This window comes from Psychrobacter sp. AT9, assembly GCF_047272965.1.
Classification (GTDB): Bacteria; Pseudomonadota; Gammaproteobacteria; order Pseudomonadales; family Moraxellaceae; genus Psychrobacter; species Psychrobacter glaciei.
Genome location: NZ_JBKOTW010000001.1, coordinates 1,856,124 through 1,877,841 on the forward strand (window position 1 = coordinate 1,856,124; position 21,718 = coordinate 1,877,841).

The 21,718-nt window shown below is 43.0% G+C and carries 18 protein-coding genes; 6 read left to right on the forward strand and 12 right to left on the reverse strand.

The features are described from left to right. The first annotated feature begins 77 nt into the window (after positions 1-77). Positions 78-1,025 (forward strand): DMT family transporter, encoded by a 948-nt coding sequence (locus ACMFL8_RS07765; RefSeq protein ID WP_413190611.1) that lies wholly within the window; start codon positions 78-80, stop codon positions 1,023-1,025. A 298-nt stretch (positions 1,026-1,323) separates the two neighbouring features. Here ACMFL8_RS07765 and ACMFL8_RS07770 read toward each other — a convergent pair whose 3' ends face one another. Continuing rightward, positions 1,324-1,737, reverse strand: a complete 414-nt coding sequence (locus ACMFL8_RS07770) for an organic hydroperoxide resistance protein (protein ID WP_194618576.1) — start codon at positions 1,735-1,737, stop codon at positions 1,324-1,326. Positions 1,738-1,971: 234 nt separating this feature from the next. On the opposite strand from ACMFL8_RS07770, the gene ACMFL8_RS07775 reads away from it, so the two are divergent. Both ACMFL8_RS07775 and ACMFL8_RS07780 read left to right on the forward strand, forming a co-directional pair. Next, entirely contained in the window at positions 1,972-2,829 is an 858-nt protein-coding gene (locus ACMFL8_RS07775) for an AraC family transcriptional regulator N-terminal domain-containing protein (protein WP_413190612.1), read from the forward strand. Between the two features lie 289 nt (positions 2,830-3,118). Further along, a complete protein-coding gene (locus ACMFL8_RS07780) occupies positions 3,119-3,454 on the forward strand; it encodes a hypothetical protein (RefSeq protein WP_189581866.1) in 336 nt (111 codons plus the stop codon). 682 nt (positions 3,455-4,136) lie between these two features. Here the strand turns inward: ACMFL8_RS07780 and hrpA are convergent. Continuing rightward, a complete protein-coding gene (hrpA, locus tag ACMFL8_RS07785) occupies positions 4,137-8,288 on the reverse strand; it encodes an ATP-dependent RNA helicase HrpA (protein ID WP_413191384.1) in 4,152 nt (1,383 codons plus the stop codon). 311 nt (positions 8,289-8,599) lie between these two features. Between hrpA and ACMFL8_RS07790 the strand changes: the two genes are divergently transcribed. Next, positions 8,600-9,202, forward strand: a complete 603-nt coding sequence (locus ACMFL8_RS07790; RefSeq protein ID WP_413190613.1) for a hypothetical protein — start codon at positions 8,600-8,602, stop codon at positions 9,200-9,202. Between the two features lie 39 nt (positions 9,203-9,241). Here the strand turns inward: ACMFL8_RS07790 and ACMFL8_RS07795 are convergent, their stop codons facing one another. The 5 genes from ACMFL8_RS07795 to ACMFL8_RS07815 form a co-directional block, all read right to left on the reverse strand. Next, complete coding sequence (locus ACMFL8_RS07795) at positions 9,242-9,562, reverse strand: hypothetical protein (protein ID WP_413190614.1); 321 nt, start codon at positions 9,560-9,562, stop codon at positions 9,242-9,244. A gap of 1 nt (position 9,563) precedes the next feature. Further along, positions 9,564-10,154: a DUF1543 domain-containing protein gene (locus ACMFL8_RS07800; protein ID WP_413190615.1), complete on the reverse strand. Its 591-nt coding sequence runs from the start codon at positions 10,152-10,154 to the stop codon at positions 9,564-9,566. A 91-nt stretch (positions 10,155-10,245) separates the two neighbouring features. After that, positions 10,246-11,058: a metallophosphoesterase family protein gene (locus tag ACMFL8_RS07805; RefSeq protein WP_413190616.1), complete on the reverse strand. Its 813-nt coding sequence runs from the start codon at positions 11,056-11,058 to the stop codon at positions 10,246-10,248. Continuing rightward, positions 11,051-12,070 carry an alpha/beta fold hydrolase gene (locus tag ACMFL8_RS07810; protein WP_413190617.1) on the reverse strand — a complete coding sequence of 340 codons (1,020 nt, stop codon included), beginning with the start codon at positions 12,068-12,070 and terminating at the stop codon, positions 11,051-11,053. Before ACMFL8_RS07810 ends, ACMFL8_RS07805 begins: the two co-directional genes overlap by 8 nt. Positions 12,071-12,299: 229 nt before the next feature. Next, on the reverse strand, positions 12,300-13,721 hold the full coding sequence (locus tag ACMFL8_RS07815; protein ID WP_413190618.1) for an SLC13 family permease: 1,422 nt from the start codon (positions 13,719-13,721) through the stop codon (positions 12,300-12,302). A 303-nt stretch (positions 13,722-14,024) separates the two neighbouring features. Here ACMFL8_RS07815 and ACMFL8_RS07820 point away from each other — a divergent pair, with 303 nt between their 5' ends. Continuing rightward, positions 14,025-14,189, forward strand: a complete 165-nt coding sequence (locus ACMFL8_RS07820; RefSeq protein ID WP_189581845.1) for a hypothetical protein — start codon at positions 14,025-14,027, stop codon at positions 14,187-14,189. 28 nt (positions 14,190-14,217) lie between these two features. On the opposite strand, the gene ACMFL8_RS07825 is transcribed toward ACMFL8_RS07820, so the two are convergent. After that, positions 14,218-14,928: a YoaK family protein gene (locus ACMFL8_RS07825; protein WP_413190619.1), complete on the reverse strand. Its 711-nt coding sequence runs from the start codon at positions 14,926-14,928 to the stop codon at positions 14,218-14,220. A gap of 178 nt (positions 14,929-15,106) precedes the next feature. Beyond that, a complete protein-coding gene (locus tag ACMFL8_RS07830) occupies positions 15,107-15,916 on the reverse strand; it encodes an enoyl-ACP reductase (RefSeq protein WP_010196229.1) in 810 nt (269 codons plus the stop codon). Between the two features lie 496 nt (positions 15,917-16,412). Here ACMFL8_RS07830 and folE point away from each other — a divergent pair, with 496 nt between their 5' ends. Beyond that, the gene (gene folE / locus ACMFL8_RS07835) at positions 16,413-17,009 is read left to right on the forward strand and encodes a GTP cyclohydrolase I FolE (protein ID WP_010196233.1); all 597 of its coding nucleotides are present in this window, start codon (positions 16,413-16,415) and stop codon (positions 17,007-17,009) included. A 115-nt stretch (positions 17,010-17,124) separates the two neighbouring features. On the opposite strand, the gene msrB is transcribed toward folE, so the two are convergent. The 3 genes from msrB to ACMFL8_RS07850 all read right to left on the reverse strand — a co-directional run bounded on the left by msrB (position 17,125) and on the right by ACMFL8_RS07850 (position 21,715). Continuing rightward, the gene (gene msrB / locus ACMFL8_RS07840) at positions 17,125-18,339 is read right to left on the reverse strand and encodes a peptide-methionine (R)-S-oxide reductase MsrB (protein ID WP_413190620.1); all 1,215 of its coding nucleotides are present in this window, start codon (positions 18,337-18,339) and stop codon (positions 17,125-17,127) included. A 182-nt stretch (positions 18,340-18,521) separates the two neighbouring features. After that, positions 18,522-19,838 (reverse strand): iron-containing alcohol dehydrogenase, encoded by a 1,317-nt coding sequence (locus ACMFL8_RS07845; RefSeq protein ID WP_413190621.1) that lies wholly within the window; start codon positions 19,836-19,838, stop codon positions 18,522-18,524. A gap of 212 nt (positions 19,839-20,050) precedes the next feature. Beyond that, positions 20,051-21,715, reverse strand: a complete 1,665-nt coding sequence (locus tag ACMFL8_RS07850) for an ABC transporter ATP-binding protein (protein ID WP_413191385.1) — start codon at positions 21,713-21,715, stop codon at positions 20,051-20,053. Between the last annotated feature and the right edge of the window lie 3 nt (positions 21,716-21,718).

Sequence of the window (21,718 nt, forward strand, 5' to 3'; positions counted from 1 at the left end):
TTCTCAATCTAAACGAAAGCGGCTAAATGAGAACACGTCCTAATAATCGGCTTCATTACTTATTACTAGGGTAGTTCATGAGTGAATCAACCAATAACAACTCATTTTATAAAAGACACACTTGGCTTGTCCCGTTAACATGCCTGTTGGCTGGTGGCGCCTTGATAGGTATTTCCACCAATCTAGCGAAAGCGGCAGGGCAAATTGGCTTATCGCCACTCGCCTTTCTTTTTTGGTCGATTACTGGTGCAGCGTTTCTACTATCAGCCGTGGCGATTTTACGACATGATTTGCCGCCGCTAACTGTCCGTAGTTTAGAATACTATTCGGTTGCTGCTCTTGTCAGTGTTGCGGGCTCCAACTTGATTTTATTTTCTGCAATTCCACAAGTTGGTGCAGGTTTTGTCGCTTTAATTATCGCTTTGCCACCATTGCTCACCTATCTTGGCGCGCTATTTATGCGTATGGAAACATTCAATGTCGTTCGTGCTATGGGCGTGGTGGCAGCGCTGAGCGGTGTGGGTGTCTTAGCCATACGCAAGTTTTCGGCTCCCGATGCCAGTATTTTCTGGATTTTACTCGCGCTGTGTGGCCCTGTTTTGCTAGCGATTGGGAATATCTATCGTACCTTGCGTTGGCCAAATGCGGCGTCGCCCAGTTCGCTGGCACCCGGCATGTTAATCGCAGCGGCTATCTTTTTAGGTGTGGTTGGCACCTTGCCGAACTTCTCACTTGCGGTGCCAACGGGAGCATTACTGCCTATTGGGTTGATTGTGCTACAAGCCTTTATCTTCGCTGGACAATTTTTATTGCTGTTTTTATTGCAAAAAACAGGCGGTCCCGTGCTATTAAGTTTATTGGGCTCAGTAGGTGCGATCGTTGGCGTGCCGGTAGCCATCTTTTTGCAGGGAGAAAGTCCACCAGAGGGTCTGTTTTTAGGAGCTTCCTTAATTGCTCTTGGCATCGTATTGGTCACTTGGGGTGGCGTAAAAATGATAGTAATTCCAGACAATACGCATCAGTAAGGCATGTCCTCATTTTAAACATACTGATCATACCAAACCCAAAAAGTACGATTAGCTGTGTCAAACTCGCTTAATCTACAATGCGTAGTACTTATATTCGTTTTCCTTGCTACTCTAATTTTTGTGAATAGTATCACTTCTTGCTATTGCAACTTTATCTGAAAATCATATTTATCGATGACAAAAAAACGCCAGTAACTTAAGCTACTGGCGTTTTTTTGGAGATTTACGCTGACTAGTAAGAGATTATTGGTTTATTAGCGTAAAACTATAATCGCTCTACTGCATAGAACTTATATTAGACAACGGTCACGTGTAAGCGTGCATCAACATTACCACGCGTGGCATTGGAGTACGGGCAAACTTGATGAGCCGTTTCAATCAATGTTTGCGCTTGTGCTTCGTCAATGCCAGACACTTCAACGTATAAATCTATATCTAAGTTATAGCTGCCATCTTGCTTCATACCAATACCAACTTGGGTAGAGGTTTTCGAAGCGGTGATCGGCAGTTTCATTTGTTGCGCCGTCAGGTTCAAGGCACTATCGAAACAGGCCGCGTAGCCCATCGCAAAAAGCTGCTCTGGATTAACACCCTCTTTGTCTTGCTCTTGAAAAGAGACCAAATCAAAGCCTAATGAGCCATCATCCAAGCCTGTATGTCCAGAACGACCACCGGTTGCTGTTGCGCGAGTTTTATAGAAAATTTTCATAATATATTCCTTGTTTGATGTTATTAGAAGTCATGCTTGTTTTGTTTCAATGGAGTTATTATAGGCACTCTCAGCTTAAAGCGTTAGAACAACCCTCCAGAATTCTTGCCTAATCCTATAAATAATTATATGATTAAGCCATTCATTACATCAAAGATATACTATAAAAAATATTGATCCGAGAAACACCAAGCTTATAAACTTTCAATCAACACCCCTTTATCTAAGATAACTATGATGCAGCCAACAACGATTGCGCAACTACTTAACATACTGCCCAAGAATCAGACCATCGAGTCTGCTATTCCGGGTTTATTTTTCTACTGTGCAGATAGACCCAATAGAACCGTCAGCTATATTCAAGAGCCTAGTATTTGTATTGTATTGCAAGGTGAGCGAGAGATTTATTTAGGGAATGACTGCCAAAATTTTGATAATAGCAATTTGATGTTTTGCCCTGTAAACATTCCCCTGAGCATGCATGTCAAACATGCCTCAGTAGACAAGCCTGTTATTGTGCTGTCTATGAAGTTAGACCTTGCTATGATTAGAGAAATATTGGCCCAGATACCGCCCGCACGAAATACAGAAGAAAAGCATCTGGGTATAAAATGGCATTTGGATAATACGATACTTGCCGCCTTTGAACGACTCATCAACTTGCTCGATTATCCAAACGATCTCGATTTTTTATCTAAATTAATTCAACAAGAAATCTACTACCGACTACTCTCAGCACAGCAAGGCAATAAATTGCGGCAGCTCGTCGTTAATGGCAGTCATACGCATCGTATCAGCCAAGCAACGGATTGGCTCAAAGCGCATTTGAGTGAACCCGTCATCATCGAAGAGCTGGCCAGTAAATGTGGTATGAGTGTCTCAGGGTTTCATCAGCATTTCAAAGAGATCACTCAATTAAGTCCGCTGCAATACCAAAAAAGCCTACGCTTGATGGCAGCGAGGCAGCTTATTCAACGTGGTGAATCACAAATTTCACAAGTCGCCATGCAGGTAGGATATGAAAGCCCCAGTCAATTTAGCCGTGAATATAAGCGCTTGTTTGGAGTCAGTCCGAGCAGTGAGCTTAATTGATACATCTAATAATCTGGCGCACACGTTATAAAATAACACTCAGACCTTGATGACTTTTGTCTTCTAGGTCAGCGTAGCTTTTGACTTCGTTTTATTACTCTGCGTATTCATATCAAGGAGACACTTAGACGTCCCAATCGAATTATTTACGAAATGTTTTAATCCAGAAAATAACAGTTGACTTACCCTATATATTCATAATATAACATATATATAATTTATGCATTTAGGGCTATTAAAACACCGTTATTCCTAGGTTAATCACAAGCATATTTCGTGAGGAGGTACTATGATTCGTTTCAGTTACACACTCAAATGCTGGACACTAAGTACTGTCTTTTACTCGGTCTTTTACTTTTCCGTATTAATGACAGATCCTGATTTTGGTAAATATAACCATATGTTAGCGCTAAGCACATTGCTCTTCCCGATTTCCAAGCGGGCAATTGACGTATTGAGTGACTCTTTAAGGCTCGATTTCGATATGTTTGATGGCTTCTTATCGCCCTTACTCATCAATATTACGATATGGCTGCTTACCCCTTTTATCGTCTTTTTAACATTTATTGCTTTTTTGGCTTATAGCATGGGCGTGGTAAAAAGAAATCTGAATCGTCGAAACTAATACAGCGTCAACTTCGTTAACCATACTCATGTATCGCTTACACTCAATTTCTTATACCTATATTTTTTTGGATTAATTAGTGACTCTGGATTGACTAGAGCAAAGGTGAACTAATGCTACCTTTACTGTCTCAGTATAAGACGTGTCCTTATTTTGAACATGGTTATAAAAATGAGATAAATTGCAGTCAAACGAGGAAAATAGTGCAAATAATATCGGGATATTACGGTCTGTTGAACATTCAAATGTGGTACTGGCAGTGACTATTTTGTAGACAATACGCAGTGAAATTTTTGACGCCTAGTCATTCTAGGTTAGACAATTTCGCCATATATTGGCAAAAAATAGTCCTGCCCTGAAAGGCTGATGCTAAAATCACTCCAAACGTTGTTGTAAACCTAGTTAAGGTCTCGACATTATCGTCGGTTTACGCCTAGTTTGAGGCAATTTTAGCGAGCAGCAGTCCTAATATTTGAATGTTCAACAGACCCTAATCAGCTATTTGACAATGTTTAGCAAAATTTAGCCCATTTAGATACAATCGCTTGAATTTAGGACACGCCCTAGTATAAAAGAATAATAGCCCTTTAATTTAATCAAATATTATCGACTAAACTAAAGGGCTATACAATACAATGGTCATATGTTGTCAATTAGCAAGCTTTAACACTCATATCGAGCCTTAACTCACTTTATCCCACATCTTGCTTAGACGCTTCGGTGATACCGCCATACGGGTTTTCATGGGCTGGGCGAACAGTTGAATACGATATTCCTCGACCATCCAGCGGTACTCGCTAATAGACTCATTGTTGGCGCGACCTGCCAGACGCTCCATGTGCAAGTCCAGCGCATAGACACCATCTAGGTCGGCTTCGATATTGTGCTCAAGGCGCTCAATGCGAACCTCCAGCGCTTCTAAATAGCGCGGATACTGCTGCCATTGACTGTAATCCATATGATAGACAAAGTTGGCAAGTTGCAAGTCCTGCAACTGATCCTCGATGTCTTCGATAGACTCACCAAAGATCTCTCGATCGAGCATGAGCAAACTCTGACGAATGCGTTGCCAGCGAGTGTAGACGTTTTTGAGAGTTTTTATGACAGCTTGACCAGTCAATAAGAAGTTGCTCAACACAACCTCAAGTGTTTGCCCATACTCCTCTGGCGTGAACGGCAGCTCCTCGCTTAAGCCAACAGCGATATCATCAGCGCTCTCTGGCAAATCTTCACTATGATCAAATAAAATATAGTGCTCTTCTAAAGCGGCATCTAGCGTCGCATCGATAACAATGGTCTTTAAGGCTTCCATGTCGCCAAGGGGCGCAAATGCCAGTTTGAATATCTTATCAATTTGACTGGTCAGCTGTTTTTTCTTGGCGCCAAGCTTGCCTTTGATTAAGGTCAATACCCCAATACGGTGCGCCTGCAATGCGGCATTGACATCGGTATACTGATGGATCGATACCGCCTCACCAGCTTCATCAGTGACCAAAGCAGCAAACTGTTTCATCACCACGCCTGCGCTATGATGATTTTTGCTAAAGGCAAAATGCTCAGGGAATTCGGTATGCGCGCCTTGCTGCTCATTCACAGCCTGTCTGGTCTCAGAGGCGTGGCGAATCTGTAGCGTCTGGAGGTCGCGACCTTTTTCTATAATGTGATTTTTATCATCGACCACACAGATTTGTGGCTGCAAATAGCGATCAATGGCAGAGGGGTTAAAATTGTCGGCTGTAACCGACATAATGCCGCGACGGTTTAAGGCTTGGCAAAGCTGCTTAAGCAACCCTTGTCCACCAGCGGGTTGCAATTCATCAAATAAACTATCGGCAGTATCGGGAATCGGCACAATTTGACGGCGAATATCTTTTGGCAGTGACTTAAGTAATTGCAAGACCAACTCAAAGCGCCAACCGGGTACGCCCCATAACAGCTCGATAGCATCTAGCTGCGGTAGCGCCACAAGCGGCACGCGAATAGTCACTCCATCATCATCGCTCGCAGGATCAAAAATATAGCGTAGTGGTAATTTTAAATCACCCAGCTGCCACACTTCTGGAAAGTCACCTGTGGTCGGTGCTTGGCTATTGAGTACGTCGTCATCGGTGAAGAAAAGATGCTTGGTATCAGTTTTTTCAACCTCGGCACGCCAATCTTCAAAAGCCTTACGACTGGCGACATGCTCAGGGATTTTCTTGTCGTAGAACTGGTACAGCGTCTCTTCATCGACCAATAAATCACGACGGCGCAGTTTGTCTTCGATACGCTCAACATGAGCGATTTTGTCCATATTGTGCTGCAAGAATGGCGCTTGGCGACCCAAATTACCAGTGACCAAACCATCTCTGATAAAGATTTCTCGTGACTCAACTAAATTGACTTGCTCATAATTGGTCAGCTGCTTACTGATAATAATTAGACCAAATAAACTAATCTGCGCGTAGGCTTTGACACGTCCCGTTTTCTTCGACCAATGCGGCTCAAAGTAGTGATACTTTAATAAGTCACCTGCCGCTGAGATAATCCATTCTGGTTCAATTTTGGCAACAGTACGCATAAAGACTTGCGAGGTTTCTACAACTTCAAACGCCATGACCCACGGTGGTATCTGTTTAAATACCGTACTCGCTGGGAAAATTTTGGTTTTTTGCTGGCGCGCCGCTAGATATTCACCACGACTTTCAGTCTTGTGGGCGATGGTAGACAACAGACCTGTTAATAATGCGCGATGTAAATTGGCATATTTGACCGCTTTGATTTCTTCATCATCAATCGCTGTTGGATCGTTAGTCACGTTTTCTAACGTATCCGTAGTTTTTGCCTCTTTAACATCCGTAAGCTTGAGGTCGGTGACCATTTGCACCAACTGGCGATGAGTCTGACTCCATTCACGCACTCGTGGAAAACTCAGATAGTTTTTCTTGGTAAATTGCTTACGTTGATTACCAGAGAGCTTATTGCCATCTTCATCGGTTTCAAACAAGGCTTTCCACAGACTTAGATAAAATAAGAAATCTGAGTCATCTTGGCGAAATTCTGCATGCTTTTGATCCGCTTGTTGACGTTTATTGGCAGGACGCTCGCGTGGATCTTGTACGGCGAGCGCAGCGACCACGATAAGCATTTCACGAATACAGTCAAAATCAGAACCAGCAACCAGCATACGTGCCAGCCTTGGATCAATTGGCATACGTGCCATCTTTTGACCAGTAGGCGTCAGGCTTAAATGATCGAGACCTTTTTTTGCTTTTGGCTTGTTGGTCTGAGAAGAGGCGACAGCTTCGCTTTTAGCCGTAATTGCCCCTAGCTCATCAAGTAATTTGTGACCGTCAGTAACTAGACGACTATCGGGTGGCTCAATAAACTCAAAATCATCAACGCTACCTAAACGCAGATTGGCCATCTGTAAAATAACCGAGGCCAAGTTAGTACGCAGAATCTCAGGCTCAGTAAACTCAGGGCGACCAGTAAAGTCCTCCTCGCTATAAAGACGAATACAAACACCCGGCGCGACACGACCACAACGACCTTTACGCTGATTGGCAGCCGCTTGTGAAATCGCCTCAATCGGTAAACGCTGCACGCGTGAACGATATGAATAGCGTGAAATCCGTGCAAAGCCTAGATCGATAACATAGCGAATACCGGGTACGGTTAGCGCTGTCTCAGCCACGTTGGTCGCGATAACGATACGTCTGCCGCGACCGGACGGCTGAAAAATACGCTGCTGCTCTTCATACGTCTGTCGCGCAAATAAAGGCAACACTTCGGTGTGCTTCGGGCCATGACGCTCTAGCACCTCTTGTGTCTCACGAATCTCTGCTTCGGTCGCGGCAAATATCAAGATATCCGCTTGATCAGCATGACCTTTGCTTTGGGCGTCGCTAAAGCATTCCTCTACCGCAGCCACGACCGCACGCGGCAGATTCTCTTCAAAATCATCGTAGCTGTCATCGTCTGAGCTGGTCACCGGCTCATCGGTCAGCGGACGATAGCGAACTTCAACGGGGAAGCTGCGCCCTTCGACATTAAAAATCGGTGCGGCTACGTTGCGTTTTAGCTTGTTATCATAACGACTGAAGTATTCGCTAAAGCGTTTGGTGTCGAGCGTTGCAGAAGTGATAATGACTTTTAGATCAGGACGCTTAGGTAATAGCTTTTTCAAATAACCCATAATAAAATCAATGTTTAAGCTACGCTCATGGGCTTCATCAATGATAATGGTGTCGTACTTACTTAAAAATCGATCATGTCCTAATTCAGCCAGCAAGATACCATCGGTCATGAGCTTAACGACCGATTGCGCTGTACCCTGCTCATTGAAGCGAATCTTAAAGCTAACCGTATTACCTAACTGCTCGCCCAACTCCTCAGCGATACGATTCGACACACTCCGTGCTGCCAATCTTCTTGGCTGCGTATGCCCTATTTGCCCAGTAATACCGCGACCTGCCAACATTGCCAGCTTCGGTAACTGAGTGGTCTTACCCGAGCCTGTCTCACCAGCAATGATAATGACTTGGTTATCAATAATTGCTTGGATTAAATCTTCTGCTCGCTGACTGACAGGTAAATCAAGGTTTAATTTGGCTGGCAAGTCCTGAGGAATGCTATTGATACGCGCTTGCACTGCTTGCTGCGAGCGGGTTTTTATTTTGTCATATTGTGCGCGTTTTTTGGCAAGAATATCTTCTGCTTTATCGTTTTTCTCGTTCGCGTTGTTATCTGATTTCTTATTCTTAGCAACAACAGCCCGCGCCAGCTCACGTTCTAAGCGGTTTAGATAATAGCTGTCTTTTGCCAGTACGGGCAGTTCTGCAAAGTTATTTATATCATTTGTTTCAGCTAAATCACTAGCTACGTTATTTAAATTCTCAGAAAAATCATTGTCTGCTAAATTTGAGGCATCTTCAGAGGTATTAGGCATATTTTGCTTAGGCTATTTATTGTTTATAAGTGGTTTGATTATGGGGATATTTCCAGTGCGATTCAAGAAGGGTTTGTATGGATTACATTTGCATTTATGATAATTGTTGGCGAGGCATAAAATTCATATTGTAAATTTAAGTTTAGTAATTCAGACAAATGTCATTTAAAATAATGGTCCCTGATTACTCTACAACCTTCAACTATGGACATATTATGTCCATTTTCTTATATAAAAAGATTACTTTATTATCTGTGTTAGCCATTACCCTTACAGGGTGTTTGAGCACAAAACCTTATGAGCCTCCTAGAAACGCTGATACAGCAACACTGGCTTACGAGATTGACCCAGCATCATTTTATAGCCCTACTCGATTCATTGACAAAGGTTATGCTGAAAGAGTTGACATCCAATTAGTACCAAGCCCTCTCTCTATTGCCCTTGCAATTAATGGTCAGGCTGAAACTGTTTACATGAATTTGGGTAAGCGAGGTACTTTCAACGAAATAAATACTTTTGAGGCTAGTAAAAAATTAAGATTCTCTTATCAGCATAAAATGGTCAAAGGTCTAGGCGATTGGCCAATATTATGCGTTGTTAACGTAGAGGCTACCCTAGTACCCAATGGAAGTTACTTACTAAAAGGTAATACAACCAGCGAAAACTTTAGAAGTAAAACGAATTTTATGGGTGAAAAGATAGAAGCTGAAGATACTGGGTGTCAAATTCAAATTATCGATACTAAATCAAATAAGGTTGTAGCAGAAAACCGTACACCAGTATTTGAAAAGATGATCCCCTTTTATGATCGATTTTAAATACTCTAACGTGATTCTTAAATGAAAACAGTACAGCCATTACAACGTGCTACTCGTATGAATAACCTGTTGACTAGCAGCCGCTTGCATAAAGAAGTTCTGCATCTTTTGTAGTGGCACCCTAGGGAAAGGTAGGTGTAGCGAGAGTATTAACTTTTCAAACCCTACCATTTCATCAGCCAATGCTTGAGCAGTGTCAGGTTGAATCTGCGGATTGTCATACAGATTATCAATTAGCCAAGTGAGTTGCGGAAAACTGCCATTGTCATGAATCTGATATAGGGCGGGCACTAGCTCATCAGAGATTTGGTAGCGCGTTTTGCGAATTATGCCGTTCTTAAAGTACATATTTAAAGCCATATTATGTCAACTTCCTTAAATTCTTAATACTGAGGTAACCGACGTACTTTTTATCATCATCGGTATTTGCAAGTTCATGACTATCATGAGCAATAGGTTCAATTAAAATCTGTACGTTTGAGATAAGATCATTAACGTTATAAATATCATCGATATCCACCGCAAATTTATCATCAATATGCGACGCGGCGTCGAAAGGTGAATCTTTATCTTTGAAAGTAAACTCTTTATAGAATGCACTCTGTTTGGCTTGTTTGACAGCATCGGCTTGAGTGGCAGCAACGATAAGTAGTTTATAATGAAACTCTTCAAAACTGCCCTGCTGATAGCCGCCTAAATTAATAAAAAACAGTTTTAAACCATTATTACCATCACTAGTTGCTGATTCAACTAATTTTATCGAGTGATTACCAACCTTAGTAATAGCGCGATACGAGTCAATGTGCCATTTATTTTTGACTTCAGGCCAATGGTGATTAATATCCTCTATTAGCTCGCTCACCTGATTGGCCACGCCAAAAAACATGTCATGCTGCTCAATCAAACGACCTTTTGGGCGACCACCAAGTTGCACCATAAATAGTGTTGGCATCTTACACAGTCCTTATTAAATATATAAAATCCATCGTTAGTCTACTCAATGTTATCAGCTTGGTCTAAAGGCAGTTTGACCATTCCTATAGTTATAATACCCGCCCTGTCCTTAGCGCAAACGCCCAATCTTCACGACCGTTCATTGCAGCCAATTTAGCCGCAGCTTCATAATCATAAGGCACTTTGATATGCTCAACTTGCCAGCTTGTATCTTGCTTAGTACTTTGTATAGTACCTTGCTTAGCATCAATACATTTAATAAGCGCGTAACTGGCATGGGGCGAATAGGTTTGCATTTTATGAGCGATAGGCAAATCATCTTCATAGGCTGGATAACCAACGCTACCTGTATTGACTATCATTTGCCCTGTCGATAGCGTAACGGTACGTGGGATATGAGTATGACCACAGATGATAACGGCGCTCTCAATACCGTTAAGCAGTGCCAGAATATCTGCATCATCACGTACTATCGGCTGCCCTGTTTCGATATTCTCGAGCATATATACCATGTCATCCGTTGGTGACCCATGGCATAGATATATATCTTCACTCAAATGATAATCAAACGGCAAAGCCTGCATCCATTCAATAGCCGCTTTGGGTAAGTCCTCAAGGATAAAAGCCATGGTTGCGTTATCAGCAATATCTGCCGCTGTCGCTTCATAAATCTGTCTATCCTGATTACCTCGAATCGTAATGATATCGTTCTGATGCGCCATTAGAAGCGCATAGGTATCTTTAGGGGCAATCGGTCCATATAAAATATCACCCAGATTGACAATTTGATCGATATCGCGACGTTTGATATCAGCCAACACAGCTTCAAGTGCGAAGACATTGCTATGAATGTCGGAAATAACGGCTATTATCGTTATTCGTTTATTTTTTGGATTATTCATCTATTTGTTCACCAAGCAAGAACTGCTTTACGACTTTAACCGTCGCTACGGGATCCTCTTCGTGTGGTACATGTCCCAAATTATCAAATACCTTTAACTGGCTATTAGCGATATCTCGATGAAACAGTTTGGCATTTTCTACTGGAATTAGGTCATCTTGCGCACCCCATAAGATGAGGGTTGGTAAATTTAATTGTTTGATTTGTGCTTGGTTTGCCGTGTTATCCATCTCCAGCAAGCGTCGGTTTAGTGCCAGACGGTTGCCTTGACGTAAGGTCAAATCGTAATAACGATCCACCAAAGCCTCATCAACTTTACTGTCGTCCGCATAGACGCTTAAGATACTTTTTTTCACAACATCACGCGGTAGCACACGGCTAAGCAGTGGAGTCAATATGGGGTATTTCGCCAGTTTAAAACCAATAGGCACCTGCTTTGGTGTTGCAGGGTAGCCAACTGCATCGACCAATATAAGGTTATTAACCCGCTCAGGATACAATGCCGCAGTACGCCACGCGATTTTACCACCCAGCGAGTTTCCTGCTAACGTCACGCGACCCACTTCTAAATGATCAAGCACATCAATGACGAACTTAGCATAATTGGCACTGTCATACTGAGTAGATTCATCGGTATAAGGGCCAGTCAAGCCAAACCCTGGCAGATCCATGCTGATGACACAATAGTCATCACTTAACTCATGCGTCCAGCCCTGCCACGTATGCAAACTTGCTGAAGTACCATGTAGTAAAACCACTGTTTTCGGTAGCGATGTGCTAGCGTTAACTGCTTCATTAATTTTGGCTTGGTTACGAAACATCTCACACTTATCTGACCGTACAACGTGTGCTTGCATCTCTTGCACGTCTACAAACTCACTGTTGGGTAGTTGCCAGCGCTCTAGGTCGGCGACGCTTTTATCAGCCGCCCAATAAAGTGCGATTAAAGCTATCAATAAAACAAGCAGCCCCAAAACAATAAAGACCATGATTTTCGTTAGACGTTTTGCCATTTTTATTAAATCCGTTTAATGAGATGACGTTATTGATTATTGTTAGAACATGTCCTCATTTTAAATCAAGGTGATAAAAATCAGACAGATTGTCGTTAAAAAAGAGAAATCTTATACCGTTATTAGTTATGTTATACAGTCATTAAACCTAAAAAGAAACAAAAAACCCGATGCTTGAGAGTAACTCAAACATCGGGTGTCATGGATTTATAGTCAGCTTATTATAAGGCTAAATTAGGAAAAAATACGCCCACAGCCCAACTACAAAAGTAGCGATGATATTAAGAATAATACCCGTCCGTATCATCTCTGACTGCTTGATAAGCCCCGTACCAAATACAATCGCGTTTGGTGGTGTGGCGACAGGAAGCATAAAGGCACAAGAGGCACCAATACCGATGACCAGTACCAACACTTCATGTGGTAAACCCATCTGTTCAGCAATAGCAGCGAATACTGGTACTAATAACGCGGCAGAGGCAGTATTAGAAGCGAACTCTGTCAAGAAGATAATAAATGCCGATACCGCAATCATCACAATAATAAGTGGTGCCGAGGACAGCGCATTGGCGACCGTCTCGCCCAGCACCAACGAGGCACCAGAAACTTTCAAAATTGTTGATAGTGCGATACCACCACCGAACAACATTAGCACACCCCAGTCGGTATTGTCAGAGACTTGCTTCCACGATACAAGTCCCAAACTCACCACCGCTGCTGCTGCTGACAAAGCAATGACCGCATCGGTATCAGTGATATCGAGTGCCGCACCGATTTTTTTGGAGAATATCCAACTCAATGCTGTCACGATAAAGACAATAATCGTCACTACCCGAGGTTTATTCCACTCAATAGGTTCTTCTTCGACAAGGACGACCGTACGATTAAGATTGGGCTTCAGGAACAAATACATTGCGCCTAACAACAACGGCAATAGCACTAACATCATTGGAATACCGAATTTCATCCAATCGATAAACGCAATATCAAGCGCTTTTGCCGCGATGGCGTTAGGCGGTGAACCAACAATCGTACCCAAACCACCCAAACTGGCAGAGTAAGCGATACCCAATAATACAAACACAAACGTACCACGATCTTTTTCGCGGTCAACCTGCGTCAGAATACCGAGTGCAAGGGGCAGCATCATCGCAGCCGTGGCAGTATTCGATATCCACATCGACAAAAATGCAGTGACCCCAAAGATTAAAAATACAGCTGTACCAAGCTTGCCACCTGACATAGACAGGATTTTTAGTGCAATTTTTTTGTCCAATTGCTGTACATGCAAGGCGGCAGCCAAAGCAAAACCACCAAAAAATAAGTAAATCGTTGGATTAGCAAAGCTCTGCAAACCGATTTCGGCATCGAATTCTGGAATACCAATTAGCGCACCAACTACCACCACTAATAGTGCAGTAATGGTCACATGTAGTGCTTCTGTCAGCCATAACACGCCGATAAAGAACAGCATGGCCAAGCCTTTATTGGCATTGATATCAAAAGGCAATACATTATAAATAATCATACTGACAATGGCAGCGATAATAACCAGTATCAGCCCTTTGCCAGTTCCTTTCGGAAAGGTATCGGTAAACAAATACTCATTGCCATCATTAGGAAGATGGCTGTCTAACTTTTGCTCTGACATAACATATCCTTATTGTCCTCAAAGACGTTATAAAAAACTAAAATATAAAGATGATTTTGAATCGTGACTGTTTTTTAACGATAACTTTTTAACGATAACCTTATCCTACTAAGAAATTTATGTAGTTGAATGGCAACCCCAATGATGTTCCGTTACATATCGTCACTAAACAAGCGCACATCGCATATGTACAACGAGGTAGCGCTATCACATACTTGATGTGTAGAATAAAAATGAAACGCCAATGAATATTTACTATTCAACTCTTCGTTGGCAGTCAATAAAAATAATCAGGAGCATGCTATGACAGACTCAAATAAAACAGACGCAACCACGAAGATGGCACCAACAGATATCAACCAAGATGGTCTCGATAAAAAAGACCAACAGCGTACGGATGATTCTGCCCTAGATATGATGCAAGGTATGCACGAACATGAAGACCATGACTCAGAAGACGATAAATAATTCGGTATAAATAGCTATAAAAAATAGCCTAAAAGCGCTTATCTGATGATAAGCGCTTTTTTAGTTGTGGTGGTCTCTGTTCTGGCAGATGATCTGAGGCATAGTTATAGACGAATGCCGCTGTCAGTACGATAGTGATCGGTACAAACAACGCGCCATAGCCGGTCTTGGCATATAAAAACGCGCCCACTACCCCGCCACCGCAAAAGCAATACCAAATAATCGCTTGAAAACCCAATGTCGGTTTACTGATCGAGCGTCCTGCCAGCCAATTACCAATAGCCGCACCCATATCTGACGTTAGACCGGTTAAATGGGTGGTACGAATAACAGCGCCGCTATAGGTCGCCACCATCGCATTCTGTAATCCGCATGCCATTGCCGCCGCCAATTGTCCTAGATAATCATGCTGCTGATATAACCAATAACTGAGCAATAATAACGCTGCTTCAATATAAAGCGCAGTGCCATAGCGCCGTCCTAACTTCAATGAGGTTTGCCCAATGACAAAACCGCTCAATATTGCCCCTGCCAAAAATGACAACAACGACGCGCCAATATATAAAATACTGCGGGCATCAAAATGAGCAATAGCAGCAGCAAACAGACTCACGTTGCCTGTGACATGCGAGACGGACAAATTGGTAAATCCCATCAACGCTGCCGTATTGAGGCAGCCCGCACTGAATGCCAGTACAGCCCCGCCCCACAGTATCCACCTTGGTAATTTGGTTATCATATCCACCACCTAAAGGCTTGTTACCGAAAAGCCCGTAGTATAACCAAAAAAGACAGCCGGTTGGCTGCCTTCTCTGTCATTACGCTAAGGGTTTATCATAACCAATGGCTCTTATGGCTTTTATAGTTCTCAAGAATTCATAAAACACAATAAATGCCAATTAAGACTTTTTGAATAATTACTGCTGTGGCTCATCAAGCATCATTAATTGTTCACTGATGGCGACAGTATTAAATCCAGCATCAACAAACATAATCTCACCAGTGATACCTGATGCCCAAGGTGATAGTAAAAACAAAGCCGCGTTGCCCACTTCTGTTTGGCTGACATTACGCTGCAGTGGTGCGATTTTTTCGCTGATATCGAGCATCTTGCGGAAAGACTTAATACCACTGGCAGCAAGCGTGCGAATAGGTCCTGCAGATATAGCATTAACACGTATGCCTTCGCCGCCCATAGAGGTCGCTAGATAACGCACGCTGGCTTCAAGACTGGCTTTTGCCATACCCATAACATTGTAGTTTGGTAATACTGAAATACTGCCTTCGTAAGTCAATGTCAACATAGAGCCATGGCGCATTGCTAATAATTCACGAGCTTCTTTAGCCAAAGCGACAAAACTGTAGCTCGATATATCATGGGCGATATGACTGCCTTCACGCGTCGTGGCGCTAACAAAATCCCCGTTCAGCTGATCCATCGGTGCAAAACCAATAGCGTGTACCACGCCATCAATACCATCACCCCAATGGGCAGTCACTTGCTCAAAGCAAGCAGCAATAGACTCATCAGAGGCAACATCACACTCCAGTACTAAATCTGCTTCGAATTTTTCAGCGGCCATATCAACGCGCTTTTTAATTTTGTCATTTGGGTACGTCAGGATTAGCGAAGCCCCTTCACGGTGTAACGCTTCTGCGATAGCCCAGGCGATAGAGAGCTTACTTGCGATGCCAGTGACGACGAATCTTTGTCCTTGAAGTAGCATAATATTTCCTTTTTGAATCGATAGAAATTATCTAGAATCGATATTTATTTAGAGTTTTTAAGTGAGAAGTAGCAAGTGATAAAAAATGTAAACCAGAAGATGGCCCATTATACATGAATTGATTTAAGTAAACAGTCGTAAACTGTACTTGAATGCCGTTATTCAAATACACTCATATCAAAATATGATGCTGACCCTTAATGATGGTCGGCATATTTTAGCAGGCAACGTTGATAATAAAACCCATATACCGTTATCTTTTTACTGCTTATTTTCAAAAAGTCAGCCATTAAACACAATTGCCATTGTGGTTTCGATGGCATAATCGGCACCCCTCTTGCGATTAAACGCTCAACTGCTCGCCACAGCAGTATGAAGTTAAGCAGATTTCGAGTATAATCACAGCCCTTCCCAGCTTGCATAATTTTTATAAGAATCCTCACATGATAGGATTCAACGTTAAGCTACACCCACATTTTGGATGGCTGCCAAACCTATGAGTAACACTCCCATCATAACCCCAGATTATAAAGAAAGTACCGAATCTTATCGCCAACTGATTGAATCAACTGGCGAAGACTTAGATCGCCCTGGATTGCAAGATACGCCTATTCGGGCGGCAAAGGCCTTTGCTCATTTAACCCAAGGCTATCATCAAAGCTTAGATGAAGTGGTCAATGACGCAGTATTCCCATCGACCAACCGCGAGCTGGTGCTGGTGCAAAACATTGAGTTTTATTCGCTATGTGAACATCATATGCTTCCTTTTCATGGGGTTGCACATATTGGCTATCTACCGAATGGACAAGTATTAGGACTTTCAAAGTTTGCGCGTATCGTAGATATGTTTGCCCGTCGTTTACAAATTCAAGAAAACTTAAGTGAACAAGTGGCACAAACCATTATGGACGTGACGGGCTGCCGCGGTGTAGCCGTAGTGATGGATGCATCGCATATGTGTATGATGATGCGCGGTGTCAATAAGCAGCATTCAACCACACGAAGCACGGCGATGCTGGGCGAATATGTTCATGATAATCAAGCACGAAATGAGTTTTTGGGTGCTGTACCTAAGCGCCAACCGGCATTTTAAAATGGTATTTTAGAATATTAAAAATAAAAAAAGGACACTTATCAAGTGTCCTTTTTTTTTATGCAATTTAGATATTTTTAAAACAGAAATACTAGTAGCGCGTAGTAAACCAGCCTTAGCTAACTGGTTTTACATCATCTACCCAGTTGCCATAACCAGCGGCTTCCATCTCGGCTAGTGGAATAAAGCGCATTGCCGCTGAGTTCATGCAATAGCGTTTACCCGTTGGGGCTGGACCATCGTCAAATACATGACCCACGTGCGAGTCAGCGTAGCGACTGCGAATTTCGGTACGGGTTGAAAAAATACCACGGTCTTCTTTTTCGACGACCACGTCAGCGCTCAACGGACGGATAAAACTAGGCCAGCCTGTGCCAGACTTAAACTGATCACGAGAGGAATACAGTGGCTCGCCCGATATCACATCGACGTATAGCCCTGGTGCTTTATTGTCCCAATATTCGTTATCAAATGCGCGCTCGGTACCCTCTTTTTGAGTGACTTTGTACTGAATGTCACTCAGCGAGTTTTTCAGCGTTTCCTGTGTTGGCTTCACAAATGTCTTTGGATTGAAGCCAGCACTTGCTTGAGGGGTTGACGACTCATTTAATGTTAGTTGCTGTACGCTACTAGCAGTGGGTTTGAACTGGTTGAAATCTAGCTCATAATCTTTGCCATAGACGCTTTCGATAAACTGGTATCGACCAGAATTAAAAGTATAAGCCTTATAGCGTAGCGGATTCTTTTTGTAATAATCCTGATGATACTCTTCTGCCGGATAAAAGGTGCTGGCAGGAACAATCTCAATCACTACTGGTTTTTCATATACACCAGAGTCTTGCAGTGATTGCTTGGCAGCTTCTGCTATTTGCTTTTCTTGGGCATTATTATAGAAAATAGCGGGGCGATATTGCGTGCCTCGATCGACATACTGACCTTTATTATCAGTTGGATCAGCGATTCTCCATAGCGCCTGTACTATACCGTTATAAGTAATCTTCTTAGGATCATAGTATACTTGTGCCGCTTCCGTATGACCTGTGCCACCTGCTGATACCTCTTTATAGGTTGGATTTTCAGCACTGCCACCTGTATAGCCAGACACTACTTCTACCACACCAGGTATTTTTTCATAGCCTGCTTCCACACACCAAAAACACCCACCAGCAACCGTAGCCACTGCCAATCCTGGGGTTGTCGGTGCATAAGGGTTAGCAGCGGTGGTGTCTTTCACAGTAGGGCTGGTTTCGGTCGAGGCACAGCCTGCATAAAAAGCACTGCTCGCCATGATCACTAACCCAATGACTTTAGACGGTAATATACGATTCATAACTATCTCCTAAAAGGATTTCATTTAACTATCATAACCTCTAGGTCTCACCGAAGTATTCCTATATTGTTATATATATATGTACAGCACGTCCAATTATTTTGCATAAAAAAGTCTACTACCTTATGGCAATAGACTTTTTTTAATTTATCAGTCGATGATTATAAGCAGACTACAATAGTCTATGCTGCTTTATCGCTACTTTTATCTTTATCAGCACGACCTTCACTGGCTTGCATAATCTTGGTCAAGATTTCCTTGATACCAGACGCTGGCATATAAGTCGGAACTGCATAAGTATCGCTGACTTCTTTTGCAGCGGCTTTAGCAATACTGTCAAAATCACTGGTTTTCATGCCTTTAACCGTTGGATCAATGTTTAAACTTTTGATCAACTCTCGTACTTGGGCGATTAAGTTATCTGCTATCGCACCGTTGCCACTGCTGGCTTGACCATGTTTGACCATGCCTGTCTTCTTCGCCAATGCTGCCAGTCGTTTTTCACTCGCTTTACGATTTAGGTCCAGCACATAAGGCAAAACGATGGCATTCGCGCGACCATGAGGAATACTATAATATGCCCCTAATTGGTGAGCAATAGCATGAACATAACCGAGGCCTGCTTTGTTAAAGGCTATACCACCGTAGTGAGCGGCGATACCCATCTCTTCTCGTGCTTTTAGATCGCCGCCATCTTTATAGGCCAGCGGTAGATAGTGCATGACTGATTTGACAGCTGAGGCCGCATAGTAATCCGTTTCTACACTTGCGTTTACGCTCATCCACGCTTCAAGCGCGTGTGTCAACACATCGATACCAGTGTCCGCTGTGATGTGCGCGGGCATACCTTTCATAATAACTGGGTCTATAGCTGCAGCTAATGGCACCATTCTTGGGTCGATAGACAAGGCTTTTTGATGGGTTTTATCGTCTGATACCACTGCACCAAGCGTTGCCTCTGAGCCTGTACCCGCGGTAGTAGGAATGCAATACAATGGCATAGAAGGTTTTCTTGCTTTGAGAATACCGATAAGTTGTCTAGGTTTACAGTTATTACCCTGCGACATCGCAATCATCTTAGCCGCGTCAATGACTGAACCGCCACCGATGGCCAGTATCGAGTCACACTTAGAGTCAACTGATTTGCGTAGTCCTTCTTCGACGACCTTAAAAGTAGGGTCTGGCGTGATACCATCATAGAGCTGGTAGCTGATGCTTTTACTATCTAAATAATCGGTGACTTTGGCAGGTATACCCAGTTTATTTAACACTGCATCAGTGACGATAAATACATTGGTACTGCCTTCGTTAATGAGCATATCACATATCTCATCACAGGCAGTCTCACCGACGAATAGCATCGGTCTTCTTATCGGTATCACATAAGAAAAGGCCTTTAGCACTTTGGCGCGCGTTTTGGCAACCGCCAAGTAACCAGCGTGCTGTAATGGATTGTTATTTACTAATTTAGAAAGACTGCTTTGCTTTTTACTGGGCATAAAAAATCCTTTTTTAATAATGCTCTAATGGCAATGATGACCATTTTGATCCGCTAACGATAAGCGATGCCAAAATAGGTAAATATATGGGTCACAAAAATATATCGATAGAGCAAACGAGTGTCTAAACTTATTGTACCACTGCATTTTTTAGGATGTCGCTATTATTATGAACTGGTATGTTCTGATTTTTGAGCCGTTTTTAGTTCCTGTTAAGTGGTACTCGCTTTTAATAACTGCTGAGCATATGGATGCTGTGGGTTATTAAACATACTTTCAGTGTGACCATACTCCACGCATGTGCCTTCTTTTAATACCATAATGTGCTGACACAGTGCGCGTACTACTTTTAAATCATGACTGATAAAAACATAGCTGATTTGCAGTTTGTCTTGGATTTCACGTAGTAAGCTGACCACTGTTACCTGCGTGGTACTGTCCAGCGCCGAGGTAGGCTCATCCAATATGAGTAGACTCGGCTTCATAATCAATGCGCGCGCCAATGCCACGCGTTGACGTTGTCCACCTGACAGCTCATGCGGATAACGCTGCACAAAATCCGCCGGCAAATGCACAGTAGCCAGACTCTCCATGACTGCCTGCTGGCGCGCGACCTTGTCTACGCCTTGTACCAATAGCCCTTCTTCAATAATTTGCATAACCGTCATACGAGGGTTGATACTGGCAAATGGGTCTTGAAACACCATCTGAATCTGTGAGCGGAACTTACGCAGCTCGCTCTTGGACAATGCTGAGAGGTCTTGCCCATTGACGACTATCTGCCCATTCACACGTGCTTGGTTGCTCAGTAATTGACTGAGTGCGAGTGCGATGGTGGTTTTGCCAGAGCCAGACTCACCGACTATGCCCAGTGCCTGTCCTTTTTGTAACGTCATATCGACATTTTTTACCGCATCGAACCAGCGTTTTGTACCACCGAATAGGCTTTTTTCAATCGGGAACTGTACTTTTAGATTATTCACTTCTAGTACGCTTGATTGCTTGTCTGCATTATTATCTACTATAGTTAAGGCTTGACCAAAGTCTTGCTGAATAAGCGTACGCGTATAGTCCGCTTTAGGCTGACTAAATACCGCTGACGTTTGCCCTTGCTCAATCGTTTGGCCTTGGCGCATGACGATGACCTCATCACTGTAACGCCTGACCAGATTGAGATCATGACTGATTAATATCATTGCCATATCATGCTGTCGCTTAAGATCATCTAATAGTGCCAAAATCTCGTGCTGCAAAGTGACATCAAGCGCAGTAGTCGGCTCATCGGCAATTAAGATATCAGGCTGCTGAGCTAATGCCATGGCAATCATCACTCGCTGACGTTGACCACCTGATAGCTCATGTGGATAACGGTTCAACTTGTCAGCAGGATCCGTAATATTGACATCATCTAGCAAAGCGATGCTGGTTGCTCGCCATTGCTTTTTTGGCACGCCGCTTAGACGCAGTGATTCGGCAATTTGTTTGGCGACCGTATGTAATGGATTCAATGCGGTCATCGGTTCTTGAAACACCATGCCAATACGCTGCCCACGAATAGGTCGTAGTGCAGCATTACGCCCTTTGTCATTGGCTACCGGTAATTTAGACATGCCTGCTGTGCCTGCCAGCTGAACCGCACCCGTGATAGTTAAACTATCTGGTAGTAGACCTAATAGCGCAAGACTGGCAATCGATTTGCCAGAGCCAGACTCACCAACGATGGCCAAGGTTTGCCCTTGCCGCAGCTCATAAGACAGTTCGTTGACCAGTTGGACGCCTGTAGCAGTTGTGATACTTAGACTATCTACTGTCAACATGAGCTTATCTTGTACACGGTCGAGCTTTTCATTCGACGTGCTATTTTTTTTATTAATCATGGT